This is a genomic window from Oceanobacter sp. 4_MG-2023, from assembly GCF_030689165.1.
In the GTDB taxonomy this organism is placed as follows: domain Bacteria; phylum Pseudomonadota; class Gammaproteobacteria; order Pseudomonadales; family Oceanobacteraceae; genus Oceanobacter.
In genome coordinates this window covers 276,359-301,806 of sequence record NZ_JAUYVV010000001.1, presented here as the reverse complement: position 1 = coordinate 301,806, position 25,448 = coordinate 276,359, and the positions used below count along the sequence as shown (strand labels likewise).

The 25,448-nt window shown below is 54.9% G+C and carries 26 protein-coding genes and 1 pseudogene; 20 read left to right on the top strand and 7 right to left on the bottom strand.

The features are described from left to right. The first annotated feature begins 520 nt into the window (after positions 1-520). From urtA to Q8W24_RS01360, 12 genes and pseudogenes are all read left to right on the top strand, one after another. Positions 521-1,807 (top strand): urea ABC transporter substrate-binding protein, encoded by a 1,287-nt coding sequence (gene urtA, locus Q8W24_RS01415; RefSeq protein WP_305414956.1) that lies wholly within the window; start codon positions 521-523, stop codon positions 1,805-1,807. A 135-nt stretch (positions 1,808-1,942) separates the two neighbouring features. Beyond that, positions 1,943-3,670, top strand: a complete 1,728-nt coding sequence (gene urtB, locus Q8W24_RS01410; protein WP_305414957.1) for an urea ABC transporter permease subunit UrtB — start codon at positions 1,943-1,945, stop codon at positions 3,668-3,670. Further along, positions 3,667-4,893, top strand: coding sequence for an urea ABC transporter permease subunit UrtC (urtC, locus tag Q8W24_RS01405; protein ID WP_305414959.1), 1,227 nt, complete (start codon positions 3,667-3,669; stop codon positions 4,891-4,893). Before urtB ends, urtC begins: the two co-directional genes overlap by 4 nt. Then, on the top strand, positions 4,890-5,735 hold the full coding sequence (gene urtD, locus Q8W24_RS01400) for an urea ABC transporter ATP-binding protein UrtD (RefSeq protein ID WP_305414960.1): 846 nt from the start codon (positions 4,890-4,892) through the stop codon (positions 5,733-5,735). Before urtC ends, urtD begins: the two co-directional genes overlap by 4 nt. Further along, complete coding sequence (gene urtE, locus Q8W24_RS01395) at positions 5,732-6,454, top strand: urea ABC transporter ATP-binding subunit UrtE (protein WP_303433080.1); 723 nt, start codon at positions 5,732-5,734, stop codon at positions 6,452-6,454. Before urtD ends, urtE begins: the two co-directional genes overlap by 4 nt. Positions 6,455-6,503: 49 nt before the next feature. After that, positions 6,504-7,430 carry an urease accessory protein UreD gene (locus Q8W24_RS01390; RefSeq protein ID WP_305474137.1) on the top strand — a complete coding sequence of 309 codons (927 nt, stop codon included), beginning with the start codon at positions 6,504-6,506 and terminating at the stop codon, positions 7,428-7,430. A gap of 48 nt (positions 7,431-7,478) precedes the next feature. Next, entirely contained in the window at positions 7,479-7,781 is a 303-nt protein-coding gene (locus Q8W24_RS01385) for an urease subunit gamma (RefSeq protein ID WP_303433078.1), read from the top strand. Positions 7,782-7,890: 109 nt separating this feature from the next. Then, entirely contained in the window at positions 7,891-9,951 is a 2,061-nt protein-coding gene (gene ureC, locus Q8W24_RS01380) for an urease subunit alpha (RefSeq protein WP_305414963.1), read from the top strand. 18 nt (positions 9,952-9,969) lie between these two features. Beyond that, positions 9,970-10,419 (top strand): annotated as a pseudogene (ureE, locus tag Q8W24_RS01375) (urease accessory protein UreE); the annotation flags it as partial. Positions 10,420-10,429: 10 nt separating this feature from the next. Next, a complete protein-coding gene (locus Q8W24_RS01370) occupies positions 10,430-11,203 on the top strand; it encodes an urease accessory protein UreF (protein WP_370693292.1) in 774 nt (257 codons plus the stop codon). Positions 11,204-11,240: 37 nt separating this feature from the next. Continuing rightward, positions 11,241-11,888, top strand: a complete 648-nt coding sequence (ureG, locus tag Q8W24_RS01365; RefSeq protein ID WP_303433076.1) for an urease accessory protein UreG — start codon at positions 11,241-11,243, stop codon at positions 11,886-11,888. Between the two features lie 105 nt (positions 11,889-11,993). Continuing rightward, positions 11,994-12,581, top strand: a complete 588-nt coding sequence (locus Q8W24_RS01360; RefSeq protein ID WP_305474135.1) for a HupE/UreJ family protein — start codon at positions 11,994-11,996, stop codon at positions 12,579-12,581. Between the two features lie 93 nt (positions 12,582-12,674). Here Q8W24_RS01360 and Q8W24_RS01355 read toward each other — a convergent pair whose 3' ends face one another. Continuing rightward, complete coding sequence (locus Q8W24_RS01355; RefSeq protein ID WP_305474133.1) at positions 12,675-14,228, bottom strand: tetratricopeptide repeat-containing sulfotransferase family protein; 1,554 nt, start codon at positions 14,226-14,228, stop codon at positions 12,675-12,677. Positions 14,229-14,361: 133 nt separating this feature from the next. On the opposite strand from Q8W24_RS01355, the gene nudC reads away from it, so the two are divergent. The 4 genes from nudC to Q8W24_RS16860 all read left to right on the top strand — a co-directional run bounded on the left by nudC (position 14,362) and on the right by Q8W24_RS16860 (position 16,492). Beyond that, positions 14,362-15,213, top strand: coding sequence for an NAD(+) diphosphatase (nudC, locus tag Q8W24_RS01350; protein ID WP_305474130.1), 852 nt, complete (start codon positions 14,362-14,364; stop codon positions 15,211-15,213). Beyond that, complete coding sequence (locus Q8W24_RS01345; RefSeq protein ID WP_305474129.1) at positions 15,210-15,755, top strand: sugar O-acetyltransferase; 546 nt, start codon at positions 15,210-15,212, stop codon at positions 15,753-15,755. Before nudC ends, Q8W24_RS01345 begins: the two co-directional genes overlap by 4 nt. 80 nt (positions 15,756-15,835) lie before the next feature. Continuing rightward, the gene (locus Q8W24_RS01340) at positions 15,836-16,186 is read left to right on the top strand and encodes a VOC family protein (protein ID WP_305474128.1); all 351 of its coding nucleotides are present in this window, start codon (positions 15,836-15,838) and stop codon (positions 16,184-16,186) included. Positions 16,187-16,207: 21 nt separating this feature from the next. After that, positions 16,208-16,492: a cysteine-rich CWC family protein gene (locus tag Q8W24_RS16860; protein WP_370693291.1), complete on the top strand. Its 285-nt coding sequence runs from the start codon at positions 16,208-16,210 to the stop codon at positions 16,490-16,492. A 56-nt stretch (positions 16,493-16,548) separates the two neighbouring features. Here Q8W24_RS16860 and arsB read toward each other — a convergent pair whose 3' ends face one another. The 4 genes from arsB to Q8W24_RS16855 are packed head-to-tail and all read right to left on the bottom strand — an operon-like array spanning position 16,549 to position 19,512. Continuing rightward, complete coding sequence (arsB, locus tag Q8W24_RS01335) at positions 16,549-17,565, bottom strand: ACR3 family arsenite efflux transporter (RefSeq protein ID WP_305414969.1); 1,017 nt, start codon at positions 17,563-17,565, stop codon at positions 16,549-16,551. Between the two features lie 12 nt (positions 17,566-17,577). Continuing rightward, positions 17,578-18,297 (bottom strand): arsenical resistance protein ArsH, encoded by a 720-nt coding sequence (arsH, locus tag Q8W24_RS01330; RefSeq protein WP_303433067.1) that lies wholly within the window; start codon positions 18,295-18,297, stop codon positions 17,578-17,580. Continuing rightward, positions 18,297-18,761, bottom strand: coding sequence for an arsenate reductase ArsC (locus Q8W24_RS01325; protein ID WP_303433066.1), 465 nt, complete (start codon positions 18,759-18,761; stop codon positions 18,297-18,299). The genes arsH and Q8W24_RS01325 overlap by 1 nt, the downstream gene beginning before the upstream one ends. Before the next feature lies 1 nt (position 18,762). After that, on the bottom strand, positions 18,763-19,512 hold the full coding sequence (locus Q8W24_RS16855) for a metalloregulator ArsR/SmtB family transcription factor (RefSeq protein ID WP_370693290.1): 750 nt from the start codon (positions 19,510-19,512) through the stop codon (positions 18,763-18,765). Positions 19,513-19,850: 338 nt separating this feature from the next. On the opposite strand from Q8W24_RS16855, the gene Q8W24_RS01310 reads away from it, so the two are divergent. Then, positions 19,851-21,557 carry an ATP-binding protein gene (locus tag Q8W24_RS01310; RefSeq protein ID WP_305414972.1) on the top strand — a complete coding sequence of 569 codons (1,707 nt, stop codon included), beginning with the start codon at positions 19,851-19,853 and terminating at the stop codon, positions 21,555-21,557. Here Q8W24_RS01310 and Q8W24_RS01305 read toward each other — a convergent pair. Next, a complete protein-coding gene (locus Q8W24_RS01305; RefSeq protein WP_305414973.1) occupies positions 21,542-21,709 on the bottom strand; it encodes a hypothetical protein in 168 nt (55 codons plus the stop codon). The genes Q8W24_RS01310 and Q8W24_RS01305 overlap by 16 nt on opposite strands. A gap of 297 nt (positions 21,710-22,006) precedes the next feature. Here Q8W24_RS01305 and Q8W24_RS01300 point away from each other — a divergent pair, with 297 nt between their 5' ends. From Q8W24_RS01300 to Q8W24_RS01290, 3 genes are read left to right on the top strand one after another with little or no spacing between them, the layout of a single operon-like run. Continuing rightward, the gene (locus tag Q8W24_RS01300) at positions 22,007-22,312 is read left to right on the top strand and encodes an STAS domain-containing protein (protein ID WP_303433064.1); all 306 of its coding nucleotides are present in this window, start codon (positions 22,007-22,009) and stop codon (positions 22,310-22,312) included. Positions 22,313-22,322: 10 nt separating this feature from the next. Then, the gene (locus tag Q8W24_RS01295; RefSeq protein WP_303433063.1) at positions 22,323-24,047 is read left to right on the top strand and encodes a SpoIIE family protein phosphatase; all 1,725 of its coding nucleotides are present in this window, start codon (positions 22,323-22,325) and stop codon (positions 24,045-24,047) included. Between the two features lie 3 nt (positions 24,048-24,050). Then, positions 24,051-24,410, top strand: coding sequence for an Hpt domain-containing protein (locus Q8W24_RS01290; protein ID WP_303433062.1), 360 nt, complete (start codon positions 24,051-24,053; stop codon positions 24,408-24,410). Positions 24,411-24,551: 141 nt separating this feature from the next. Here the strand turns inward: Q8W24_RS01290 and Q8W24_RS01285 are convergent, their stop codons facing one another. Further along, positions 24,552-25,340 (bottom strand): transglutaminase family protein, encoded by a 789-nt coding sequence (locus tag Q8W24_RS01285; RefSeq protein WP_303433060.1) that lies wholly within the window; start codon positions 25,338-25,340, stop codon positions 24,552-24,554. Between the last annotated feature and the right edge of the window lie 108 nt (positions 25,341-25,448).

Here is a 25,448-nt window from a genome sequence, read left to right as displayed (position 1 = left end):
TTGCCTGAACGGCGGGCGGGCCGCCCGCGCTCCCGCGAATGGCGGGTCTCGATGTCGTGGTAGGACTGGTATAGCCGGGGCCGCCCGCGCTTCCGTGAATGGCGGGTCTCGATGCCGTGGTAGGACTGGTATAGCCGGGGCCGCCCGCGCTCCCGCGAATGGCGGGTCTCGATGTCGTGGTAGGGCTGGTATAGCCGGGGCCGCCCGGGCTCCCGTGAATGGCGGGTCTCGATGTCGTGGTAGGACTGGTATAGCCGGGGCCGCCCGCGCTCCCGCGTATGGTGTCAACGTCTGGCTGTCTGCGCTTCCGTGAATGGCGTTAATGTCTGCGCTCTCGCTTGTGGGCCCGGATGGCGCCGGTCTCTGCGGCTATACGTCAAATGACGTATACCTGTGCGTTAATTACCCCATACCTGAATGCAGGGCTTTTCCGAATAATTGACTGGCAGATTACAGAAGAGGGGAGGCCCGTCAGCGGGCGTCACCAGGCCAATAAAAGTAGATTAAAGGAAGCTTCGGTATGACATTCAAAAAGCTGGTTACCGGCGTCGCTCTGGCGGTTGGTGCTACTATGGCAAGCTACAGTGCACTTGCAGCCGACACCATCAAGGTGGGTGTGTTGCATTCGTTGTCTGGCACCATGGCGATTTCAGAAACAACGCTGAAAGACACGGTTCTGATGATGGTGGAAGAGCAAAACAAGAAGGGTGGTTTGTTGGGTAAGCAGCTGGAAGCCGTGGTGGTTGATCCTGCCTCTAACTGGCCTTTGTTTGCTGAAAAAACCCGCGAATTGCTGACCAAAGACGAGGTGGATGTCATCTTCGGTTGCTGGACGTCGGTTTCCCGTAAATCCGTTTTGCCGGTGATTGAAGAGCTGAACGGTCTGATGTTCTACCCGGTGCAGTACGAAGGGGAAGAATCTTCCAAAAACGTATTCTACACTGGCGCTGCGCCAAACCAGCAGGCCATTCCTGCGGTTGATTATCTGATGAATGATCTGGGCGTCAAACGCTGGGTTCTGGCCGGTACCGATTACGTTTATCCCCGTACTACCAACAAGATTCTGGAAGCATATCTGAAGTCCAAGGGTGTCAAGGAATCAGATATCATGATCAATTACACGCCGTTTGGTCATTCTGACTGGCAGTCCATTGTGTCGGATATCAAGAAGTTCGGCAGCAAGGGTAAAAAAGCCGCAGTGGTTTCTACCATTAACGGTGATGCCAACGTGCCTTTCTACAAGGAACTGGGTAACCAGGGCGTTTCGGCTGAAGACATTCCCGTTGTTGCTTTCTCGGTTGGTGAAGAAGAACTGTCCGGTATCGATACCAAGCCTCTGGTGGGTCACCTGGCCGCCTGGAACTACTTCCAGAGCGTGGATAGCGATGAAAACGAAGCCTTTATCGAAAGCTGGCAGAAATTTACCGGTAACGACGAGCGCGTAACCAACGATCCTATGGAAGCGACTTATATCGGTTTCCAAATGTGGACCCAGGCCGTTGCCAAAGCCGGTACCACCGATGTCGACAAGGTTGAACAAGCTTTGATCGGCCAGAAAGCGCCGAACCTGACTGGCGGCATGGCGGTGATGAACAAAAACCACCATCTGAGCAAGCCAGTACTGATCGGTGAGATTCAGGACGATGGCCAGTTCGAAGTTGTCTGGGAAACCGATGGCCTGGTCGCTGGTGATGCCTGGTCCGACTTCCTGCCGGGTTCCAAGGATCTGATTGCCGATTGGACGGCACCTACCAAGTGCGGTAACTACAATACCAAAACCAAAACCTGCTCTGGCCAGAACTACTAGGCCGACGCCGGACCCCCAAGCCCTGCCACTTCTGGCAGGGTATCTGACTACCTGATTCCGCCCGCCGACATTCTGGTTCTTATCTGGACCGGGGTGTCTGTTGGTTTTCCTGATCATCAGACGCGGAGCCTCATTGTGAAAAAACTGTTTATTACCTGCTGCTGCCTGCTCGGCATGCTGGCCGGGCCGGTGTTTGCCGAGTTGGACGACGCGGTACGAGCGCCCGACGCTGAGACAACGCCAGTCGCTGTTGAGCCATCTGAATTAACGACGGTTACGCTGGAAGCTGGCCTGGATGCTGAGGCGCTGGCTCCGGTTGTGACGATCGAGTCATTGCTGCTTGAGTTGACCGAAACCTCGCTGAACAAAACGATCCCGGTGCTGGAGCAACTGCATGACCTGGGCGGCAAGGAGATACTGCCGCTGTTCAAAACCCTGCTCGCCGGGGATCTCTACTACGTGAAAGCAACACGCCAGGTGGTCGGCAAGATCGAGACCAAGGGCGAAACCGAATATAAAGACCCGCTGACCAGTGTTCTGGTCTCAGACCTGGGCAAGCGTGATGTGAAAAAGATTCGGGTAAATAACCGCTTGCGCAACTATTTGAATGGCGTGATAGCCCGGATTCGTTTGTCGTCCGAACGGGCTGAAGTACGCGAGACGGCGGTGAAAAACCTGCTGTCGGAGCTGGATGCCGATACCATCGTGACGATTCAGGCAGCGCGTCAGCATGAAACCGTAGCATCGGTTCAAGAAATCATGGATCTGGCGCTGGCCATGTATCAGCTGGAAAGTTCGACACAACAAGCCGATCAACTGGCGGCCATTGAAGCCATTGGTGGCAGTCTGGAAGGTGATGCCCGCAACGTTCTGCGTTACTTCGCGGATATGGCAACGGATCACAGTGACTACAACCCGGTGGTCAGTAAGGCAGCGGCGAAGGCGCTGGACCGTATTCAGGAACGGGTGGAACTGTACGGTTTTGTTGACCAGTTGTTTTTTGGCCTGAGCCTTGGCTCGGTCTTGCTGCTGGCGGCGATTGGTCTGGCCATTACCTTCGGGGTTATGGGGGTGATCAATATGGCCCATGGTGAAATGATCATGCTGGGGGCTTATACGACGTATGTGATTCAGCTGATCATGCCCAACCTGATCGATTATTCACTGTGGGTGGCGATCCCGGCTGCCTTTATTGTATCGGGTCTGATGGGCGTCCTGATTGAGCGGCTGGTCATTCGCCATTTGCACGGTCGCCCATTGGAAACCCTGCTGGCGACTTTCGGGATCAGCCTGATCCTGCAGCAGCTGGTGCGTACGATTTTCTCGCCGCTGAACCGGCAGGTGGCATCTCCTGAGTGGATGAGTGGCTCGGTCGAGATCAACCCAGTGTTGTCGCTGACCCTGAATCGTTTGTACATTCTGGCGTTTGCGTTGTTGGTGTTTTTTGCCCTGCAACTGATCTTGAAGAAAACCAATCTGGGCCTGAATGTTCGGGCGGTCTCGCAGAATCGTTCCATGGCCCGGGCCATGGGGGTGCGCTCCGACCGGGTCGATGCCATGACCTTTGGTCTGGGTTCCGGCATTGCCGGTATTGCCGGGGTGGCGTTGAGCCAGCTGACCAACGTGGGGCCGAACCTGGGCCAGGCGTATATTATTGATTCGTTTATGGTGGTGGTCTTTGGCGGTGTCGGCAATCTGCTCGGCACGCTGGTGGCAGCCTTCTCGCTGGGTATTGCCAACAAGTTTCTGGAACCGGTTACGGGAGCGGTGCTGGCCAGTATCCTGGTGTTGGTCTTTATCATTCTGTTTATCCAGAAACGTCCGAAAGGATTGTTTCCTCAAAAAGGGAGGGCGGCAGAATGAACGCACTTGCTGCTGTATTTCAGACCTTGCTGAAAAACAAGGGTCAGCCTGGTGGCCGGGTCGCCCCCTTTGTGATTCTGCTGCTGGTGGTGACCGTGTTGGCATCGGCGGCCAATTTGCTGGTGCCGGAAACGTCGGCATTTCATGTCAGCACCTACACCATTACCTTGTTGGGCAAATACCTCAGCTACGCCATGTTGGCGTTGGCGGTGGATGTGATTTGGGGCTATTGCGGCATTCTCAGTCTTGGCCACGGGGCATTTTTTGCGCTGGGTGGTTACGGCATGGGCATGTACCTGATGCGCCAGATTGGTGATCGCGGGGTTTATGGCAACCCGGAATTACCCGACTTTATGGTGTTCCTCGACTGGAGTGAGTTGCCTTGGTTCTGGCAGGGGATGGATCAGTTCTGGTTTGCCATGCTGATGGCGGTGCTGGTGCCCGGTATTCTGGCGTATGTGTTTGGCTGGTTGGCGTTTCGCTCGCGGGTGACCGGGGTGTATCTGTCGATCATGACCCAGGCACTGACCTATGCCTTGCTGCTGTCGTTTTTCCGCAACGAAATGGGGTTTGGTGGCAACAATGGCCTGACCGACTTCAAGGATATTCTCGGCTTTGATTTGCAGTCGGACAGCACCCGGGTGGCGCTGTTTCTGATCACGGCATTAATGCTGTCGCTGACACTGATTACCAGTCACTGGATTATGAAGTCGCGGCTTGGCAAGGTGATTGTAGCCATTCGGGATGGCGAATCCCGCGCCCGCTTTATCGGTTATCGCACCGAGCAGTACAAGGTTTGGCTGTTTGTCTATTCCGCAGTGATTGCGGCAATTGCCGGGGCCTTGTATGTGCCTCAGGTGGGTATTATCAACCCCGGAGAGTTTTCCCCCATCAACTCGATTGAGGTGGTGATCTGGGTGGCGGTTGGTGGCCGTGGCACGCTGATTGGTGCGGTTATTGGGGCGTTGCTGGTGAACTACGCCAAGACACGGTTTACGGCCATTATGCCGGATGGCTGGCTGTTTGCGCTGGGTGCACTGTTTGTATTGGTAACGCTGTATTTGCCAAAAGGCTTGATGGGTATTTACGGTCAGCTGCAGCAGCGTTTTGCGACTCGACCCGCCGCGCCTGAAGCATCTGCATCCACCGCGGCAACATCAACACCTGCAACGTCAGCAGCGCCAACAACATCAACGTCGGATTCCAGCGGGGTGTCCTCATGAGTGTGATTGAAACAGTTTCCGATCAGGCCCGGGATGCCTTGCGGCCGGATCAGGTCTGGCCATTTCTGATGCCGAAGCAGCCAGAGGTCAATGTCTCGCAGCAGATGATTCTGTATGTCGAAGGGGTGAACCTCAGCTTTGACGGTTTCAAGGCCTTGAATAACCTCAATTTGTACGTCAACGATGGTGAGTTGCGTTGCTTGATTGGTGCCAACGGGGCCGGTAAAACCACCATGATGGACGTGATTACCGGCAAGACCCAACCGGACTCCGGTACGGTGTATTTTGGCAGCAATCATAATTTGCTGAACCGCTCGGAAGCGGAAATTGCCGAACTGGGCATTGGTCGCAAGTTCCAGAAACCGACGGTGTTTGAAGCACACAGCGTATTCGACAACCTGGAGCTGTCGCTGAAGTCCAACAAGGGGGTGTTGCCCACGCTGTTTGCCCGTCTCAGTCCGACGGAAATCGGTCGTATCGAAGAAGTGCTGGAAATCATCGGCCTGACGGAACAGCGCTCGATGCTGGCCGGTGCCTTGTCCCACGGTCAGAAGCAATGGCTGGAGATCGGCATGTTGCTGATGGCACAACCCCGGCTGCTGCTGGTGGATGAGCCGGTGGCTGGCATGACCCCGCAGGAAACCGAACGCACCGCTGAGTTGCTGACCTCGCTGGCCGGGAAACACACGGTGATTGTGGTGGAACACGATATGGAATTTGTCCGCAGTATTGCCCGAACCGTGACCGTCTTGCACCAGGGAGCCGTTCTGGCCGAAGGCACCATGGACCAGATTCAGAGCAACCGCGACGTGATTGAAGTGTATCTGGGGGAAGAAGCATGATTGCCATTAACAAGGTCAACCAACTGTATGGCGGCACCCAGATTTTGTGGGATCTCGATCTGGCGATTGAGCAAGGCTCCTGTACCTGCATTATGGGGCGTAATGGAGTCGGCAAAACCACACTGCTGAAATGCCTGATGGGACTATTGCCGATTTCGAATGGTGAAATCCTGCTCGACGGTGAGCCGCTGCACAAGAAAAATGCCGAAGCCCGGGCCGTGGCCGGTATTGGTTACGTGCCGCAAGGACGGGATATTTTCCCGATGCTGTCGGTGGAAGAAAACCTGCGGATTGGTCTGCCCATTCGCAAGCAGCGGTTAAAAATGCTGGGGCGTGAGGATGATTCGGCCGAGATTCCGGAAAAAATCTTTACCCTGTTTCCAGTCTTGAAAGAAATGCTGCACCGCCGTGGCGGTGACCTTTCCGGTGGTCAGCAGCAGCAGCTGGCTATCGGGCGGGCACTGGTGATCGAACCCAATGTCCTGATTCTGGATGAACCCAACGAAGGTATTCAGCCCAATATCGTCCGTCAGATTGGCGATGTCATCCTCAAGCTGAACGAAGAGGAAGGGCTGACGGTGATTCTGGTTGAGCAGAAACTCGGTTTTGCGCGCCGGGTCGGTAAAGAGTTCCGGCTGATGGAAAAGGGCCGGGTTGTTGCAAGTGACAAGATGGCCAATTTGAACGATGCCCTGATTCGACAATATCTGGCAGTATGATGGCAAGCAACCCTCGCTTATTGGCATAACAGATCAAGGAGTACGCGGCATGAATATGCCGGTTAAAGAGCCAGCGTCAGTCCCTCCAGCGGAGCCATCCCGCTGGAACGCATCACTGGCGTTAGGCATCAGCCGAACCGCGCGCGGCTCGGTGTTAAAAAGCAACGTCCATCACGGGCCGTTGTATGTGCAAAAGCCGTTTTACCCGGAAGGGCGCGAGCTGGCGCATGTGTATTTGCTGCATCCTCCCGGTGGTATGGTCTCAGGGGATACGCTGGCCATCAGCGCCAGTCTTGGCCCAGCGGCATCAGCGTTGATCACCACTCCCGGTGCCGGTCGGGCCTACAAGGCCCGTGCTGATAAAACCTTGCAACGACAAACCCTTCGCTTTGAACTGGCCGAACAGGCAACACTGGAATGGCTGCCGCTGGAGAGCATCATTTATCCGGGGGCCAATACGCGTCTGGATACCGATGTTTACCTGTCAGCCGGGGCAAGCTATATCGGTTGGGATGTCACCAGTCTGGGATTACCGGCTTCAAGCCAACCGTTCAGCGCCGACAGTTCATTCACCCAGAATCTCAATCTGTTCCGTGATGGTCGGCTGGTGCTGCGAGAACGCCTGGTGGTGGATGGCCAGCAAGGCCTCTACGCCGCCATGACCGGACTGCAATCCATGCCCATCAGCGGCATGATGGTGGCCGGGCCGTTTTTGTCGGACGGCAGCCCAGACCAACCCGATGGCCAGGCCTTGCTGACCGAAGAGCATATCCAGCAGTTGCGCGAATTACTGCAACCGGACGGGTCTGGAAAAGCATATCTAACAGGTGTTACTCTTAATCATGATTTTCTGATTATCCGTTATCTTGGTCATTGCTCGGAACAAGGGCGCTCACTGTTTACCCGCTGCTGGCAAGAAATCCGCCCGTTGCTGACAGGGCGCAATGCCTGCGCCCCACGAATCTGGGCCACCTGACCGGCGGCTCCAACCTGAATAATACGACCAACATCAAAGAGGTCCGGCATGGAACTACTGCCAAGAGAAAAAGACAAGCTGTTGATATTTACTGCCGCCTTGCTGGCTGAACGACGCCTGAATCGTGGCTTGAAACTGAACTACCCGGAAGCCATGGCCTATATCACCATGGAAATTGTTGAAGGGGCGCGTGACGGTAAAACCGTGGCTGAACTGATGAGTTATGGCAAAACCCTGCTCAGCAGTGATCAGGTGATGGACGGGGTACCTGAGCTGATCCATGAAGTGCAGGTAGAAGCCACCTTTCCGGATGGCACCAAGTTGGTCACTGTGCACGAGCCTATTTGCTAGATTGTCCGGCGGGTGATCCGTCGTGGCCGTCGTCAGTCACCGGGCATACCGGGCTGGCGCAAAGCATCCAGCAAGAACACGTTTAAACCCCATTACAGGGAGACACTCCATGTTTATACCAGGTGAAGTACAAGCTGCCAGCGGCGAAATCGAACTGAACGCTGGCCGTAAAACCCTGACCGTCCGGGTGGAAAACACCGGGGACCGCCCGATTCAGGTTGGCTCCCATTATCATTTTGCCGAAACCAATCCGGCACTCAGCTTTGATCGTGAGGCCGCACTGGGATTCCATCTCAATATTGCTTCTGGAACGGCGGTCCGGTTTGAGCCGGGTCAAGGGCGTGAAGTGGAACTGGTGGAGTTTGCGGGCAAGCGTGAAATCTATGGCTTCCGTGGTGATGTCATGGGCACGTTGCCCGCTGCTGCTGCCGCTGACGAGAGCACCGTCTCGGTAAAAATGGATCGCACCGCTTACGCCCAGATGTTTGGTCCTACCGTGGGCGACAAGGTACGCCTGGGTGATACCGACCTGTGGATCGAAGTGGAGCAGGATTTCACGGTTTATGGTGACGAAGTCAAATTTGGCGGTGGCAAGGTTATCCGTGACGGCATGGGCCAGAGCCAGGCGCTGAATAATCCGCCCGAAGGTGAGCCCGCCATGGATCTGGTGATTACCAACGCACTGGTGCTGGATCATTGGGGGATTGTCAAAGGTGACGTCGGCATCAAGAACGGTCGTATTGTCAAAGTCGGCAAGGCCGGTAATCCGGATATTCAGGACAGTGTCGATATTATCGTTGGCCCCGGTACGGAAGTGATCGCCGGAGAAGGCTCGATCCTGACCGCAGGGGGCATTGATGCCCATATTCACTTTATTTGTCCGCAACAGATTGAAGAAGCATTGATGAGCGGCGTTACCACCATGATCGGTGGTGGTACTGGCCCGGCCACCGGCACCAATGCCACAACCTGTACGCCGGGGCCATGGTATCTGGCCAAAATGATCCAGAGCACTGACGATATGCCGATGAACCTCGGCTTTCTGGGCAAGGGTAACGCCAGCCTGCCAGACGCCCTGGAAGAACAGCTGCAAGCCGGTGCCTGTGGCCTGAAGCTGCACGAAGACTGGGGCACCACCCCTGCGGCCATCGACTGCTGCCTGGGCGTGGCGGAGCAATACGATGTACAGGTGGCGATTCACACCGACACCCTGAATGAATCCGGTTTTGTCGACGACACCATCGGAGCGTTCAAGGATCGGGTGATTCATACCTATCACACCGAAGGTGCCGGGGGCGGTCACGCACCGGATATTATCCGTGCCTGTTCCTACCCGAATGTATTGCCGTCCTCCACCAACCCGACCCGGCCCTATACCGTAAACACGGTGGATGAGCATCTGGACATGCTGATGGTTTGTCACCATCTGGATACCTCTATTCCGGAAGACGTTGCCTTTGCTGATTCACGTATCCGCAAGGAAACCATCGCAGCGGAAGATATCTTTCACGATCGCGGTGCCTTTTCGATGATCTCGTCCGACTCCCAGGCCATGGGACGAGTCGGCGAAGTGGTCACACGCACCTGGCAAACCGCCCATAAAATGAAGCAGCAGTTTGGTTTTCTGGAAGAAGACCAGGCGCAAGGGAATGACAACTTCCGTGCCCGTCGCTATATCGCCAAGTACACCATCAATCCGGCGATTACCCACGGCATCTCCCACGAAGTGGGTTCGATTGAGCCGGGTAAACTGGCGGATCTGGTGTTGTGGAAACCGGCTTTTTTTGGCGTCAAACCTTCCATGATCATCAAGGGCGGCATGATTGCGGCGGCACAAATGGGTGATCCGAACGCGTCGATACCGACTCCACAACCAGTGCATTACCGGCCGATGTTTGGTGCCCATGGTTCGGCGGCGGCCAAAACCTCGTTCACCATGGTGTCCCAGGCGGCGCTGGATAATGGCCTGAAAGAGCAACTGGGCATCAAGCGCGAGCTGGTGGCCTGTAAAAATACCCGCAACATTCGCAAAAGCGATATGGTGCACAACAGCTGGCAGCCGAATATCACCGTCGACCCGCAAACCTATGAAGTCCGTGCCGACGGCGAGCTGCTAACCTGTGAACCGGCAACCGAACTGCCTTTGGCGCAGTTGTATTGCCTGTTCTGAGTGAATTGGGAGAACACAATGCTGGAAGTTTACGAACGCCTTGGCCTTGAGGCCGCCGGCCCGATTTACGCCACGGTTTGCCTGACGCATGAGCAGCGCGACCGTGGGCGTTTACGCCTGGTCAGCACAGACGGTGAAGAAGTGCGGGTGTTTCTGGAACGTGGCAAGCCGCTGCTGGTTGGCGAGTTTCTGAAAACCCAATGCGGCAAAATAGTACAGATTGATGGTGCAGTCGAAGCCGTTGCAGAAGCAACGTGTGATGACTGGCGCACTTTTTCCCGGGCCTGTTATCACCTGGGTAATCGCCATGTGAAATTGCAAGTCGGGGAGCGCTGGCTGCGTATTACACCGGATCATGTGTTGGAAGAAATGCTGGTATTACTCGGCCTGACGGTCAGTGCGACCGAGGCTGTTTTTGTGCCGGAATCGGGGGCTTATGCCAACGGCGGTCATGGCGGTCATTCACACGGTCACGACCATGATCACAGCCACAGCCATGATGACGATCACGACCATTCACAAGGTCACGGCCACTCCCACGGGCATGCCGATGGCCATCATCACTGAAGCGGCCGCCGGGGCCACCTTGAGTGACGCCGGTCTGATCCGCTTGATGCAGCTGTGCTCGGTCAGTTTGCCGGTGGGCGGGTATGCGTTTTCCCACGGCATGGAATACGCCATTGAGGCGGGCTGGATTCGCAACGCCGATCAGGTCAGTCAATGGGTGAGCGAGCAGCTGGTATACAGCCTGGCGACCACGGATGTGCCGGTCTTGCGGCGGTGTATGGCCGCCATTGACGCGAATGACCCGGCAGAATTACAGCGCCTGAATGACTTGCTGCTGGCCTGTCGGGAAACCCGTGAATTGCGGCTGACCGATACCGCCATGGGAGAAGCCTTGCACCGTCTGCTGACCAGCCTGAATATGGATCTGCCTTTTGCCAAAGGAGAGCCGGTCAGTTTTGTCTGCCTGTTTGCGCTGGCGGCTGGTGGATGGGGAATTCCTTATCGGTCGGCAGCGCTGGGATTGTTATGGTCCTGGCTGGAAAACCAGATTGCCGCAGCAACCAAGCTGGTGCCTTTGGGGCAAACCCAGGCCCAGCAACTGCTGGGTGCCTTACAGCCGGCGTTACAACAGGCATTGGATCGAGCCGACACCATCGACGACGATGGGATCGGAGCAGGCTTGCCCGCTCTGGCGATTGTCAGTTCTCAACATGAACATATGTACTCACGCCTGTTTCGCTCCTGAACGAGTCGAACGGCGTTAAAAAGACAAGGGGATTTGTATGTCGAAACCAAAACAGACATTACGCGTAGGCGTAGGCGGCCCGGTTGGCTCAGGCAAGACAGCGCTGCTGCGTTCGTTGTGTACCGCGATGCGTGACCATTACGATATTGCCGTGGTGACCAACGATATTTACACCAAGGAAGACGCAAAATTCCTTACCGAAAACGAGGCGCTCAGCTCGGATCGTATTCTTGGGGTTGAAACCGGCGGCTGCCCGCACACCGCCATTCGTGAAGATGCTTCCATGAACCTGGCAGCCATTGACCAGCTGCTGGAGCGCCACGGTGCGCTGGATGTGGTGTTTGTCGAAAGTGGTGGCGATAACCTCAGTGCGACCTTCAGCCCGGAGCTGTCGGACTTGACGATCTACGTGATTGACGTGTCGGCGGGGGACAAGATTCCTCGCAAAGGTGGCCCGGGCATTACCAAATCGGACTTGTTGATCATCAACAAAACCGATCTGGCACCTCTGGTTGGTGCTTCTCTGGAAGTCATGGATCGTGATGCCAGGAAAATGCGTGGCACCCGGCCATTTGTATTCTCCAACCTGAAACAGGCCCAGGGTCTGGATGACATCATTCACTTTATTGTGACCGAAGGCATGCTGGAGCCAAAAGAGATTCCACCTGCCAAAGCAGTGGTGTAAGCGACAACATTGTTTGCACGACGCTGGCGCGACTGAAACATTACACGACGAAAGATTAAGAGATTAAACAACTCTTGTTGAACGAACGACATCAAGGAAATCGCTATGAAACCTATTTTTAAAACTGCCCTCACGGCGTCCATGACTGTTGCGGCGCTGGTGCCAACGGTAGCCATGGCGCATACCGGTCACGAAACCTCGGGTCTGATGGCGGGTCTGAGCCATCCGTTTACCGGGCTGGATCACCTGTTGGCCATGGTGGCAGTCGGCCTGTGGGCAGCCCAAATGGGCGGGAAAGCCATCTGGCAACTGCCACTGGCGTTTATCGCGACCATGGCGTTGGGCGCTGGCCTGTCGATGGCAGGCATGACCGTCCCCTTTGTGGAAAGCGGTATTCTGGCGTCGGTGATCGCCGCCGGTTTGTTGGTGGCTTTTGCAGCCCGCTTTAACCTGCTGCTGTGCACTGCCCTGACGGCGGCCATGGCGATGTTTCACGGTGTTGCTCACGGTGCCGAAATGCCGCTTGCGGCCAGCGGTCTGGGCTATATGAGCGGCTTTATGCTGGCTACGCTGGTCTTGCATCTGGCTGGTATCGCCCTGATCAAGGCCGGTAAACCTGCACTTGCTACCCTGGTGGCTCGTGTTGCGGGTGGTTCTATCGCTGCCGGTGGTCTGGTGCTGGCGGTGATGTAATCACGCCGCTTGTGCTGTTTTCAGGTTCCCATGCCGATCTTTGGTATGGGAGCCTGGCGCCTGAGCGAAACGGTTTTATGCTGCAGGCAGGGTTCAGGGCTGGTTAAGCCGTTGCAACATCGGTTGCAGTTGCTCTTCGTAACGCCGCCACTGAGCTACCCGGCTGTTTGATAGCGGCTGGCGTACCTGGGTCGCCGACAGGGTACGGACACTGCGCTTGTTGTTATGAAAATTCAGGCAGGCGTCATCCCACGGCAGGCCAACAAAATCCAGCAGTGCCCGGATGGTCGGCTCTGGCTCGGCAATCAGGGCTTCATACTCCATAACAAAAATATCGGCTCCGGTGTTCTGCCAGTGCTGAATCAGCTTGTCGCTGGCGTTCCAGATATCGGCCAACTCTTCCTGCTGGTAGGTGAAGTACATGCCTTCGGAGAAAAACTGGCGGTAACAGCCCCACAAATTGTCCATCGGGTGACGTCGGCAGACCACGATCCTGGCCTCTGGCAAGGCCTGACGAATCACGCCGATCGCCTTGTAGTTTTGTAGGTTTTTGTCGGTAAACCAGCCGCTGCCTTGCAGTGCTCTGGTGCTTTTGCGGTAGGCGCTGCCAATGGCTTGCCAGCCTTCCTGTGGCATATCGGCGACCCAGTCCGGAAAGCTTTTCCGAATGCCTCGACGGGTCAGGTATTGACCACAGGCCAATGGCAGGTCGTTAAGTTCGTCGCCAGCAGTCACACTGGGGTGGCTGGACAAAATGTGTTCGGTCAGTGTGGTGCCACTACGGGGCAAGCCACAGATAAAGACCGGTATCACATCGCTTGCCGGGTCTGCGGAAGGAGAAGGACGCGCAGGGTGCGAGGCAGGAAAGGCGCTGATGGTTTTTTCGATCTGGTTGAGTTCGGCCTGATGCTGGTATGGCACTAACGAGCGATAGAGATCGGCACCCGCTTTGATATTGTCGAACTGGCGGGCATATTCCTGGGCTGCCTCATCACTGCGACTGAGGGCGTAATACACCATCACCCGTTGTCTCGGGGGGAGATTGTCGCCGCTCGCCAGCGCCGCATAACCCTGATATTCCTGCTCTGGCAAGACACCGATCATGTCGGAACGGTTCCAGATGGCATTGGCATTACCGGGCTGCAGCGCCAGACAGCGGTTAAAGCTGGCAAGTGCATCATCACTGCGGCCTGTTTCTTTCAGAATAACACCACGGTGGTTGTGCAATTCTGCCAGTGCCGGTTCCAGCTTGATGGCCTTGTCGATCAGCTGTAAGGCACTCTGGTGTTGCTGGGTCAGCCTCATAGCCTGGGACAGGTTGGTCAGGGCCGGAATAAAACGGGGTTTGCTGCTCAGGCAGCGCTGCGCTTCATGAATCAGGCCTTGCTGGTCTCCGGTTTTATTGAGGGTGGCAAACAGCAGCATCCAGGCATCGGCAAAACCGGGCAGTTGTTGCGTGACCTGTTTGAGCAGATCCAGAGCGGGCAAGGGCTGGCCACTGCCTGACCAGCGTTGTGCCAGTCCCATGGCTTCCTGTGCTGGCAGGGTGCGTTGGCCTTGTCCGGGCAACTGGATGCTGACCGGTTTCAGAGCGGCCTTGTTTGCCTTGCCGGTTTTGCTGTTTTTTGTTGCTGTTTTTTTAACCACGCCAGTATTCGCCTTTCGTAAACACCATCAATCGGTCGGTGGATTATGCCTGAATGAATCACACGGAGCATTTGCCGCCTTTGGCAGCCGGGGTTATCGTTACACTTTCAAGCCAAGGTTACAGGCGCTCACCATGAGCCATATTTTTACTTTTGAACTGTGCGATTACCTGCCAGAGCAACATGATCAAGCACCTCGTTATCTGCTGGTGAGTGAGGGACAGTTATTATCGGGTATCGAGGCACAACTGACGCTGTATGCTGATGAGGAGGCGCAGCGCTTGTCTGGAATGGTCGATCTGCCCATCCAGGATCAGGCCATTTATGTCGGCATCGCCAACGGCAAGACACCGTGTTTTGTGGTTGAGCTGGCACAGCCGACCGCCTCTTCGCAACATCAGTGGCTGTCTCCCCGGGTGCTGATGGCCATTGCCTCTGCGGCGGAATATCTGGCTCTGGCGCGGGCGTTGCAGTTGTGCGTCTGGGTTCGCGAGCATCGCTTTTGTGGGCTGTGCGGACAACCCACCCAGCGGCACCGGGTTGAGCGGGCAATGACGTGTGAGCCGTGCAACAAAATGTATTATCCGCGTATTTCACCTTGCATGATTACCATTGTGATCAAGGGGGAATATTGCCTGCTGGCGCATCACACCCGTTACAAAACCAATTTTTACAGCACATTGGCAGGGTTTATCGAAGCCGGTGAATCGATCGAAGATGCGGTACACCGTGAGGTTAAGGAAGAAGTTGGGGTGCGGGTGCAGGATCTTGAATACTTTGGCAGCCAGAGCTGGCCTTTTCCGGGCCAGCTGATGGTCGGGTTTATCAGCCGTTACGCCAGTGGCGAGATTGTGATCGATGATGATGAAATCTCGGATGCCCAATGGTTTCACTACACCAACTTGCCAGAAATCCCGCCACCGATGTCTATTTCCGGTCAACTGATCCAGACCTTTGTTGACCGCTGTCGGCAAGGGACGGTATGACCGAACGTGAAAAAATGCTGGCTGGTTTGCCTTATAACGCCTGGGATAACGAGCTGCTGCAAGCACGCCTGTTGGCCAAATCGGTTTGTCATGCCTTTAACCAGGCCGATCCTCGCCAGCCTGCGGCTCGTATGGCATTACTGGATGGCTTGCTGACCTTGCATGGCAGTGCCTATATCGAGCCTAATTTCTTTTGTGATTATGGGGTGAATATCGAGATCGGTGATCATTTTTACGCCAATCATAATCTCACGATTCTGGATGTTTGCCCGGTCACAATCGCTGAACACGTGATGATGGGGCCGGGCTGTATGATCGCAACGGCGAAACACCCGTTAGACCCTATTGAACGAGAGACGATCGAATCCGGCGCGCCGGTTGTGATTGGGCACCATGTCTGGCTTGGTGGCAATGTGTCGGTATTGCCCGGAGTAACGATTGGTGACCGTTGTGTCATTGGGGCTGGCAGTGTGGTGAACCGGGATATTCCCGCCGGTGCTGTGGCAGCCGGTAACCCGGCACGGGTAATTCGTATGTTATAAGCCAATGTGTTCGGTCAGTATCAGCAACCGGCGCGATCAACAGACGTTACCAACAGACGTTATTCATAAAGGGCAAAGCCATGAATCAGCACGGCAAACTGAACTACGTAGAAATGGCAGCCAGTAATCTGGAAGCCACCAAGGCATTTTTTAACGCTGCCTTTGGCTGGCAGTTTATTGACTACGGCCCGGATTACACTGCGTTTGCCGACGCAGGACTCGACGGCGGATTTTATCGGGCGGAGCTGGCCTCCCGAGTGGAGCAAGGCGGTGCGCTATTAGTATTTTTCAGCAACCATCTGGAAGAGACTCTGGCGGCGGTTGAGCAAGCTGGTGGGGTGATTATTCAGCCGATATTTACTTTCCCGGGGGGCCGCCGTTTTCATTTTACCGAACCCAGTGGTAATGAATTGGCCGTGTGGTCTGAATAGCAGTCAGGCTAGTGCCTGTTAATGGAATTGGAAATCAAGATGACTGACCCGGTGACGACTGTCATACCATCAGAGCGGACGGTGCAAGGGACAGACCTCGGAGAACCCTCGCCGCGGCTGTGTCCCTTGTGTGCCAGGGATAATGAATGCGCCGTGGCCAACCAGCGGGATGCGGCGCAGTGCTGGTGTATGACAGCGACCTTCCCGCCGCAATTGCTGGAACAAAATCGTGATTCTGCCGGACAACGGTGTATTTGCGTGCAGTGCCTGAACGCGTTTGATATTACAACGGTGCCACGGCCGTAGGGCCGGAATCACGATGCCGGGGCGCCCTCCATGGCAGCCCTGCGTGGTCTCAAATATCAATCAAACCAGTGACGGGTACGGTTGGCGAACCAGACCAGCGACAGCATCACCGGCACTTCCACCAATACACCGACCACGGTGGCCAGGGCGGCTCCGGAGTGCAGGCCAAACAGTGAAATCGCGACGGCAACGGCCAGCTCAAAGAAGTTGGACGAGCCAATCATACTGGCGGGTGCAGCTACGTTGTGTGCCAGTTTCATCCGTTTGGCGGCGAAGTAGCTCAAGGCAAAGATGCCGTAGGTCTGAATCAACAGCGGAATGGCAATCAGGCCGATAACCAGGGGTTTTTCCAGCAGGGTTTCGGCCTGAAAACCAAACAGCAAAATCACTGTGGTCAGCAAGCCAACGATCGACCAGGGTTTCAGAGCGGCAACAAAACTGTTCAGGCGCTGGTGATCGTTTCCCCGGTCAAGTTTCTTGCGGGTCAGGGCACCGGCAATCAATGGCAAAACAACGTATAACAGGACGGAAATCAGCAGGGTTTCCCATGGCACCTGAATATCACTGATCCCCAGCAAAAAAGCGGTAATCGGTGCAAAGGCAAAAATCATGATGATGTCGTTGATCGAGACCTGAACCAATGTGTAATTGGCGTCGCCCCGTGTCAGTTGGCTCCAGACAAACACCATCGCGGTGCAGGGAGCAACCCCGAGCAGGATCATCCCGGCAATATACTCTTCTGCGGATTGTGGATCGACCCAGCCGGCAAACAAGACCTTGAAGAACAACCAGCCCAGCATTGCCATGGTGAAAGGCTTGATCAGCCAGTTGACGACCAGTGTCAGGGCCAGGCCTTTGGGTTTTTTGCCCACGTCTTTCAGTGAGCTGAAATCGATCTGGATCATCATGGGATAGATCATCAGCCAGATCAGCACGGCCACAACCAGATTTACATGGGCGTATTCCCATGTGGCGATCAGGGTAAACACTGTCGGCAGCAGATTGCCAAGCAGTACGCCTGCCGCAATACACAAGGCAACCCACACCGATAGATAACGTTCAAACAGTCCCATGCTGGTTTGCTCCTAGATAGATCGTTGATTGACGCGTTGCATCAGTGCCTCGGCACTTTCTACCCGCTCGGAATACCGGTCGACCAGATAGGCGCTGTTATGGCGGGTGAGCAGGGTAAATTTCATCAGCTCTTCCATCACATCGACGATGCGGTTGTAGTAGCCAGATGGTTTCATGCGATTGTTGTCGTCGAACTCCATAAAGGCCTTGGCCACTGAAGACTGGTTCGGGATGGTGATCATGCGCATCCAGCGGCCGAGCACGCGCAGCTGGTTGACGGCATTAAACGACTGCGAGCCACCTTCGACCTGCATCACGGCCAGGGTTTTGCCCTGGGTCGGCCGCACTGCGCCCATCGACAGGGGTACCCAGTCAATCTGGGTTTTCATGATGCCGGTGATCGAACCATGGCGTTCCGGTGAACACCAGACTTGTCCTTCCGACCAGACAACCAGCTCGCGTAATTCCTTGACCTTGGGATGCTGATCATCGGCATCGTCCGGTAGTGGTAATCCGGATGGATTAAAAATACGGACTTCGCCGCCCATATGGACCAGCAGCCGGGCGCATTCTTCAATAACCAGACGGCTGAAAGAGCGGTCGCGCAAGGAACCGTACAGCAGCAAGAAACGCGGCTTATGCTCCGGCCCCGCAAGGCTGAATGACGCTGGCTTCGGGATTTGGAAGTGATTTTCGTCGAGGTTGGGCAGTGACATATCGTGCAGATCCATTATTTGGCCCCCTGTTGTGCCAGTGCGGCTGGCCACAGGCTTTTATCCAGCCGGGCGATGTCCTGCAGGGCGTCGACGCGTGTTTCGATTTGCTGGATGGTGTGGCGAAACGCCGCTGCAATCTCATCATCGCTGCCTTGTAATTTGGACGGATCTTCCAATCCCCAGTGCACCTTGAGGGATTGTCCGAACCAGACCGGGCATGCTTCTCCGGCGGCAGAATCACATACGGTTACTACCAGGTCTGGCGCAAAATCTTCGAGATCATCCCAGGACTGGCTTTGCAGGCCGGTGGTATCCATACCGGCTTCGGCGAGATATTTCAGTGACAGTGGGTGTACTTCTCCGGACGGTTGGCTCCCGGCACTTCTGGCCACCAGCGAGCCGTCAGACTTATGGTTGGTGACGGCTTCCGAAAGAATGCTGCGGCAGCGGTTGTGGGTGCAGATATACAGGATTTTCATGTCAAGCGTCTCCGGTCGTGGTGGCATCGGCAGACAGGCGTTGCAGCGCCTCTGCCAGGTAGTCGGTGTTGTTGGCGAAGGTGATGTGCAAAACATCCCTGGCCCAGGAGGGCATCAGGGGGTGCAGTTGGTAGTACACCCATTGCCCTTGGCGGCGGTCTTTCAAAATGTTGTTCTTGCGCAGTTGCGCCAGATGGCGTGAGATTTTGGGTTGTGATTCGTTCAGGGCGGTCATCAGCTCACAAACGCATAATTCTCCCCGGTCGGCGATCAGCAGCAAGGATTGCAGGCGAGTGTCATCGGCCATGGCTTTGAAAAATTCGACCGGCGTAAACGACGGATCTGGTTTGCTGGCCTTGCTGTTGACCAGCACAAACAGACGGATGCGCTCGCTGATTTCCTGCAAGGTCCGGGTGAACGCCAGGGGGGCGTCGCTGGCTTTGGGGTCAGGAAAGTCCCAGGCCATCGTCACTCCGGCGGTTGGCCATTGGCGGCACTCCTGATGTGCCTTGTCGCAGAGCGTAATCACATAATCAAATGACTGCGCGGCAAATTCGGTCAGGCTCTTGGAGCGCAGGCCCACGGTTGGCAAGCTGGCTTTATCCAGTGTCTGGAGTGTTCTGCTATCGATGCCTTCCGGCTGCGTTCCGGCACTGAAGACTTCAAAGTGGTCGCCGGCCATATTGCGCAGTACCACTTCCGCCAGTTGCGAGCGGGCAGAGTTGCCGGTGCAGATAAATAACACTTTCATGATGTGCTGTGTCCTGTGTGAATACGCGCATGCTAACAACCATATATACGAAATTCCATATATATTTATCGGTCAACGGATTCTTTGATTTTGAACGTCTGTCTGGGGTGTTTGTTTGGGGTGTCTGTTTTGCAGGCAGGTTTCAGCGCTATTAACAAGACCGCCATTAACAAGACAATCTTTCGGGCTGTCGCTTTCGCTTCAGTGCCACTGATTGGTACATTCAGGCTGTATGATTTGCGACAGCTGAGGCTGCTATTCCACACAAAATCAACAAGTTAGTGACTGGTCTGGCGCTTGCAACAAGGCCTGTAACTGACGTTTTTCAAGTGTTGATTATGAAACTGAACATTCATCGTATTTATGTAGAAGCTCTGGTTGAGCGTTTTCCGACCTTGTCGTATCTGGCTGACCAGCTGCGATTTGGCCATCGGGCCGAGGTGCCATTTGTCCAGCTGACTGTCGAGCAACTGGGCTTTCTGGAAACCCTGTATCTGGAAGCCGGGCCGTCGATGGCGGGTCAGGCTGCGCAGCTTGCCACTCTGAAGCAGGCCATGGGAACAGCCGGGGAACGTTTTGAGGCGGGTAATCTGGAATTATTGGTGGCGGCGATCACCGAGTATTTATTACAGGATGCCATTCGTGGCTGGCTGTTCCGGGTGATGACATCGGGGAAACCCATTGCTTATCTGGTCACGCGTATCGACTTTACTCCCCCAGGGGAGGAAGAAACGGGCCGGATTCTGCTGGAATTAAAAGCCAATGCCATGGCCCGCATCGCAACGGAAAATCTGGTGATTCGTGAACGTGATATTGAAGGCCATACGCTGGCCGAAATCTTCGCCAGCAAGGGTTTTCTGAAAGAAACCCCGGCCCTGATGGCGGCCTACGAGGCGTCGTCGAACCGCTATTTTGACTGGCGTTCTGATTACGGCATGCAGTTTTCAGGGGCTGGTACCGGCATTTTTGCGGAAGATCCCGGTGCCAGCCACCGTACCACCGACTGGTCACGCAAAAACCGGGTGGTGCTGTCGTCGGGGGGAGGAACTGCCCGGCTGGTTAATGATGAAGAAGTCCTGAAAGAACGAGAGCTGACGCTGGATGCACCTGGCCAGATTCTGGGCAAGTATTTGCGCAAGGCCGGACGCAGCATGAACTACAACGAGAAGGTCGAGCAGCGGGTCGAAGCCTTGATGGCCAATGTGCCAGAGGATGTCTTCACCCAGCTGCCGGTTCACGGCTATATGCTGATGTTTCACCTGGAGTTGCATCATCATGTCTGGGTGCATGTGGACGATATGTCGCCTTATGTGTATCAACCCGAGTTGAAAGACAAGCTGATTCTGCCCCCTGAACAAACCGATCTGATTGATATTCTGACCGCAGAAATGGATGTGTTGATGGACGATATCGTGGAGGGCAAGTCCGGCGGTACCACGGTGCTGTGTGCCGGGCCGCCTGGGGTGGGTAAAACCCTGACGGCAGAGGTATATTCGGAGATTATCAAACGGCCGTTATATCGGGTACATTCTGGCCAGCTGGGCCTGAATGTAAAGGAAATGGAGCTGGCACTGAAGGACACTCTGACCCGGGCGCAGCGCTGGGGCGCGGTGATGCTGATCGACGAAGCGGATGTCTATATCAAACGCCGGGATGACAATATTGCCGCCAATGCGGTGGTGGGGGTCTTTTTGCGGGTGCTGGAATATTTTAATGGCTTGCTGTTCCTGACCACCAATCGGGTGGAAGATATCGATGAAGCCATCGTCTCGCGCTGTATTGCCCTGATCAAGTACCATCCACCAGAACGGGACGACCGACAAAAAATCTGGGACGTTATGACGCGCCAGTTTGGTCTGGATATCAGCCCGGCATTGCTGGCTACTCTGACGGATGTATTTCCGGCTGCGACCGGGCGGGATATCAAAGGGCTGTCGCGGCTGGTTTCCAAGTATTGTTTGTATAAATCGGTGGCGCCAACGCTGGAAGCGTTTGAGCGCTGCAGTATTTTCCGGGGTATGGATATTGATCACAGCCAGCGCTGATTGCTTGCCAATCTAACGTCAATACCCACCGGGCCGGTGCGATAGGAGTCATCATGTGTGTCTCTGGTGATCGTGGCGGCCTGCGTCCCGTCCATCTGCTTCTCTTTCTTTTCTTTCCCCTGTACGTCATCACTGCGGCTGAAGCGAGTCATCGGCGCCGACCGGCTGTTATGATGTCTCTGTGCGGCATATTTCAGTTGCTGGTGGCGATTGGCAGACACTTCATTTTGCGTCGATAGCCGCTGCTGATGGCATAACGGCAGGGGTATTACTTGATGTAAACGCATATAATGGCTGTTATATAGGAAAAACCGCGCTGAGCTGTGCAAATTTAACAGCGTGTGCTAAACGTTTATTAAGAATAATTGTAGCCTGATCGGTTTGAGCAGGATCGGGTGTAAAAAACTGTTTGGGAGCGGCAGCTCTCGAGTATATGAGGTAATAGATCAATGACTGTAGAAACCCTGGTGTCCGCCGATGGTAAAGAATTAACGATCAAGGTATTTGGCCGTTTTGATTTCAGTGTGCACCAAGCATTTCGGGATGCTTATGATGCGCACCAGCCAGCGGCACTGCGTTATGTACTGGACCTGGCAGGAACCTCTTACCTCGACAGTTCGGCGTTGGGCATGTTGCTGCTGCTGCGTGATCATGCGGGCGGTGATGCAGCAGATATCAGCATTGTGAATTGTAATCAGGATGTGAAAAAGATTTTGACAATCTCCAACTTCGAGCAACTTTTTACTATTCGCTGAGGCGACTGACATGCTGCCAATCCGGATCTTAATTGCCGACGACAACCTGGTCGACCGCAAGATTCTGGGGCGTATCCTCCAGAAGCAGGGGCATGAAGTACTGGATGCCGAAAATGGTGCAGATGCTGTGGCACTGTTCAAGCAAGAATCGCCGGATATCGTGCTGCTGGATGTGATGATGCCGGTGATGGATGGCAAGGAGGCTGCGCGCCAGATCAAGCAGCTGGCTGGCGAAGATATGGTGCCGGTGATCTTTCTGACCTCCATGACCGATGCCTATGGTCTGGCGGACTGTCTGGAAAGTGGTGGCGATGATTTTCTGAACAAGCCTTACAATCCGGTGGTCTTGCAGGCCAAGGTACGCTCTTTCTACCGCATGCGGGAAATGCATCAGACCTTGCAGCAACAGCGCGATACCATTGTTTGCCATAACGAACATCTGATCCAGGAACAGGAAGCAGCCAAGGCGGTATTTGACAATGTGGCCCACCTTGGCTGCCTGTCCGCCCCGAATATCCGTTACCTGATCTCGCCGCTGGCGGTCTTTAATGGTGATGTCCTGCTGGCTGCACGTCAGCCTAACGGCAGTATGAATCTGCTGCTGGGTGATTTTACCGGTCATGGCCTACCGGCAGCCATTGGTGCCTTGCCGTTGGCGGAAATCTTTTATGGTATGACCGCCAAGGGTTTTGGCATTCGCGATATTATTCGTGAAGTGAATCGTAAGATGAATTCGATTTTGCCGGTAGGTTTTTTCTGCTGCGCAGTGATGGTCGAAATGAATTTTGAACGCAAATCCACCAGTATCTGGATGGGCGGCATTCCGGATTGTTATCTGTATCGGGTCGCTGATGCGTCACTGCATACCTTGCGCTCCCAGCACTTGCCTTTGGGGGTGTTCGGTGACAGCCGCTTTGTTGATTCCTTGCAAGAGTACACCATGGAACCGGGCGATCGTTTGTTGCTGTGGTCTGATGGCATTCTTGAAGCGCGTAATCCGGCTGGCGATATGTTCGGGCAGCAACGGCTTGAGGATGCGATCAACTCTGCCGCGGCAGCCGAGATGATTTTTCCAACGATCAAGTCAACATTGGCCGAGTTCCAGAACAACAGCGAACGTGATGATGATATCACCTTGCTGGAGATTCAGATGGTGTTGCCGGACGATGTTGAAGTCGACCCTAAAGCGGTTGCGACGACGTCGGATGTTGGGCCAATGGACTGGTCTTTCAGTTACGAACTGGGCCCGGTCAGTCTGCGTAATTTCAACCCCTTGCCTTTGGTGATGCATCTGATGATGGAAGTACCGGGCCTGCGTATGATGAGTGGCCAGCTGTATACCGTTATGGGTGAGCTGTTTGCCAATGCGTTGGAGCATGGGGTGTTGAAGCTGGATTCCACCATGAAACGTTCGCCCGAAGGTTTTATGAAATATTACCAGCAGCGCCAGGAACATCTGGAACAGCTGGAAGATGAGTGGATTCGGATTGATATGGAACATCAGGGCGATGGCGTGACCGGGCAGCTACGGGTCCGCTTTGTTGATAGTGGCGATGGGTTTGATTATCAGTCACTACAACGAGAAGAGGACTCTGATTTGCTGGAAGTTACCAAGCATCAGTATTCCGGTAGAGGTATCTCTCTGGTGAGTCAGATATGCAAATCGATTACTTATTATGGGAAGGGGAATGAAGTGGAAGCGATTATTCATTGGCCTCACCAGGAGGAGGAGTAGTTCATGACACTACAGGATCATTTTGATGATGAGTCGCTGGACATGTTGCGCGAAGTGATGGAAGAGGAGTTTGATGAGCTGATCACTTTGTTTCTGGATGATTGCGAGAGCCGCTTACCTAAAATGAATGAAGCGCTGGCGCAACAGGATGTGACCGGGCTGGGAGGCCAGGCCCACAGCTTCAAGGGAGCCAGCGGCAATGTGTGTGCCATTCCTCTGTCGGATTGCAATAAAAAGCTGGAAGATATGCTGCGCGACAGAAAAACCGAAGAGGTTGACTGGGAAGAAGCCAGTCGCTTGCTGTCTGCCATCCAACAGGAGTTTATTGCCGTCAAGGCCTGTATCCAGAATAATTTTTGCTGATTATTATCGACCTTGTCGATAAGGCCAGGGTTGATACTCCACGCTCGGCAGGGCACCAGCCGTGTACGGGCTGACAAGCATAACAAACCGGGGCATGCCTGATGGGTTGCCCCTGTTTTCCTCCATGCCGTAGCGGCAGCTTCAGCGCTTGATCTCTTCAACAGAAATAATCTGCTCAATCGGAAACACCGGTGGCCCATACTGGTTGTAAATGGCCACGTCGGTCGCGTCACGTCCGTAACCGGTAGCCACGTAGGCTCCCTTGCGGCCATATTGAGTGGCATCAAAGGTGTACCAGCGGCCGCCGACATAGGCTTCGAACCAGGCGTGTAAATCCATCGGCTGCAGCTCGTACAAGTAACCGACAACCTGACGGGCAGGAATACTCAGTGCCCGGCATAAAGCGATACAGAGGTGGGATAAATCCCGGCAGACACCGGACTGGCGCAGGTTGATTTCGATAGCCGATACCGGTAACGGGCTGGTGCCTGGTTCATAACGAATGGTACGGCGCACCCAGTCTTCAATCGCCGCCACCTGATCATAACCCGGCAGACAGCCTTGGGTGATTTCGGTAGCCAGTTGGTGAAAACGGTCGGATTCACAATAGCGGCTGGGCAGCAGATAGTTGAGGACATCCGCTGGCAGATGCTGGATTTCCACAAAAAAGCTGCCCGGTGCTTCCTCGACATGCTCAAGGGTCATGACTTCTGCTGAGCAATACAGGGAAAACGGGCCGGGAGGCGCGATCAGTCGCTGGCAGTCGTTGCCATAGGAGTCTTTGAATTCGGTAACCGGCACGCTGGGAAGCACTTCGTATTCTTCCCGTGCGACCCATTGCTGAGAGCCCCGACGAGGGCGCAACATCAGAATAAACGGTGTGGGCACGGAAATTTCAAAGGAAAATTCACAACTGGTGCTGATCCACATTCATGCTTTTCCTGGTTGGTAGCTGAAGCGGTAACTATATGGGCAGAAGCCCTATACGCCTAGTGATATCAGGCTGTTTTCTGGACGGAGTGGGTAATTACAGCGGCC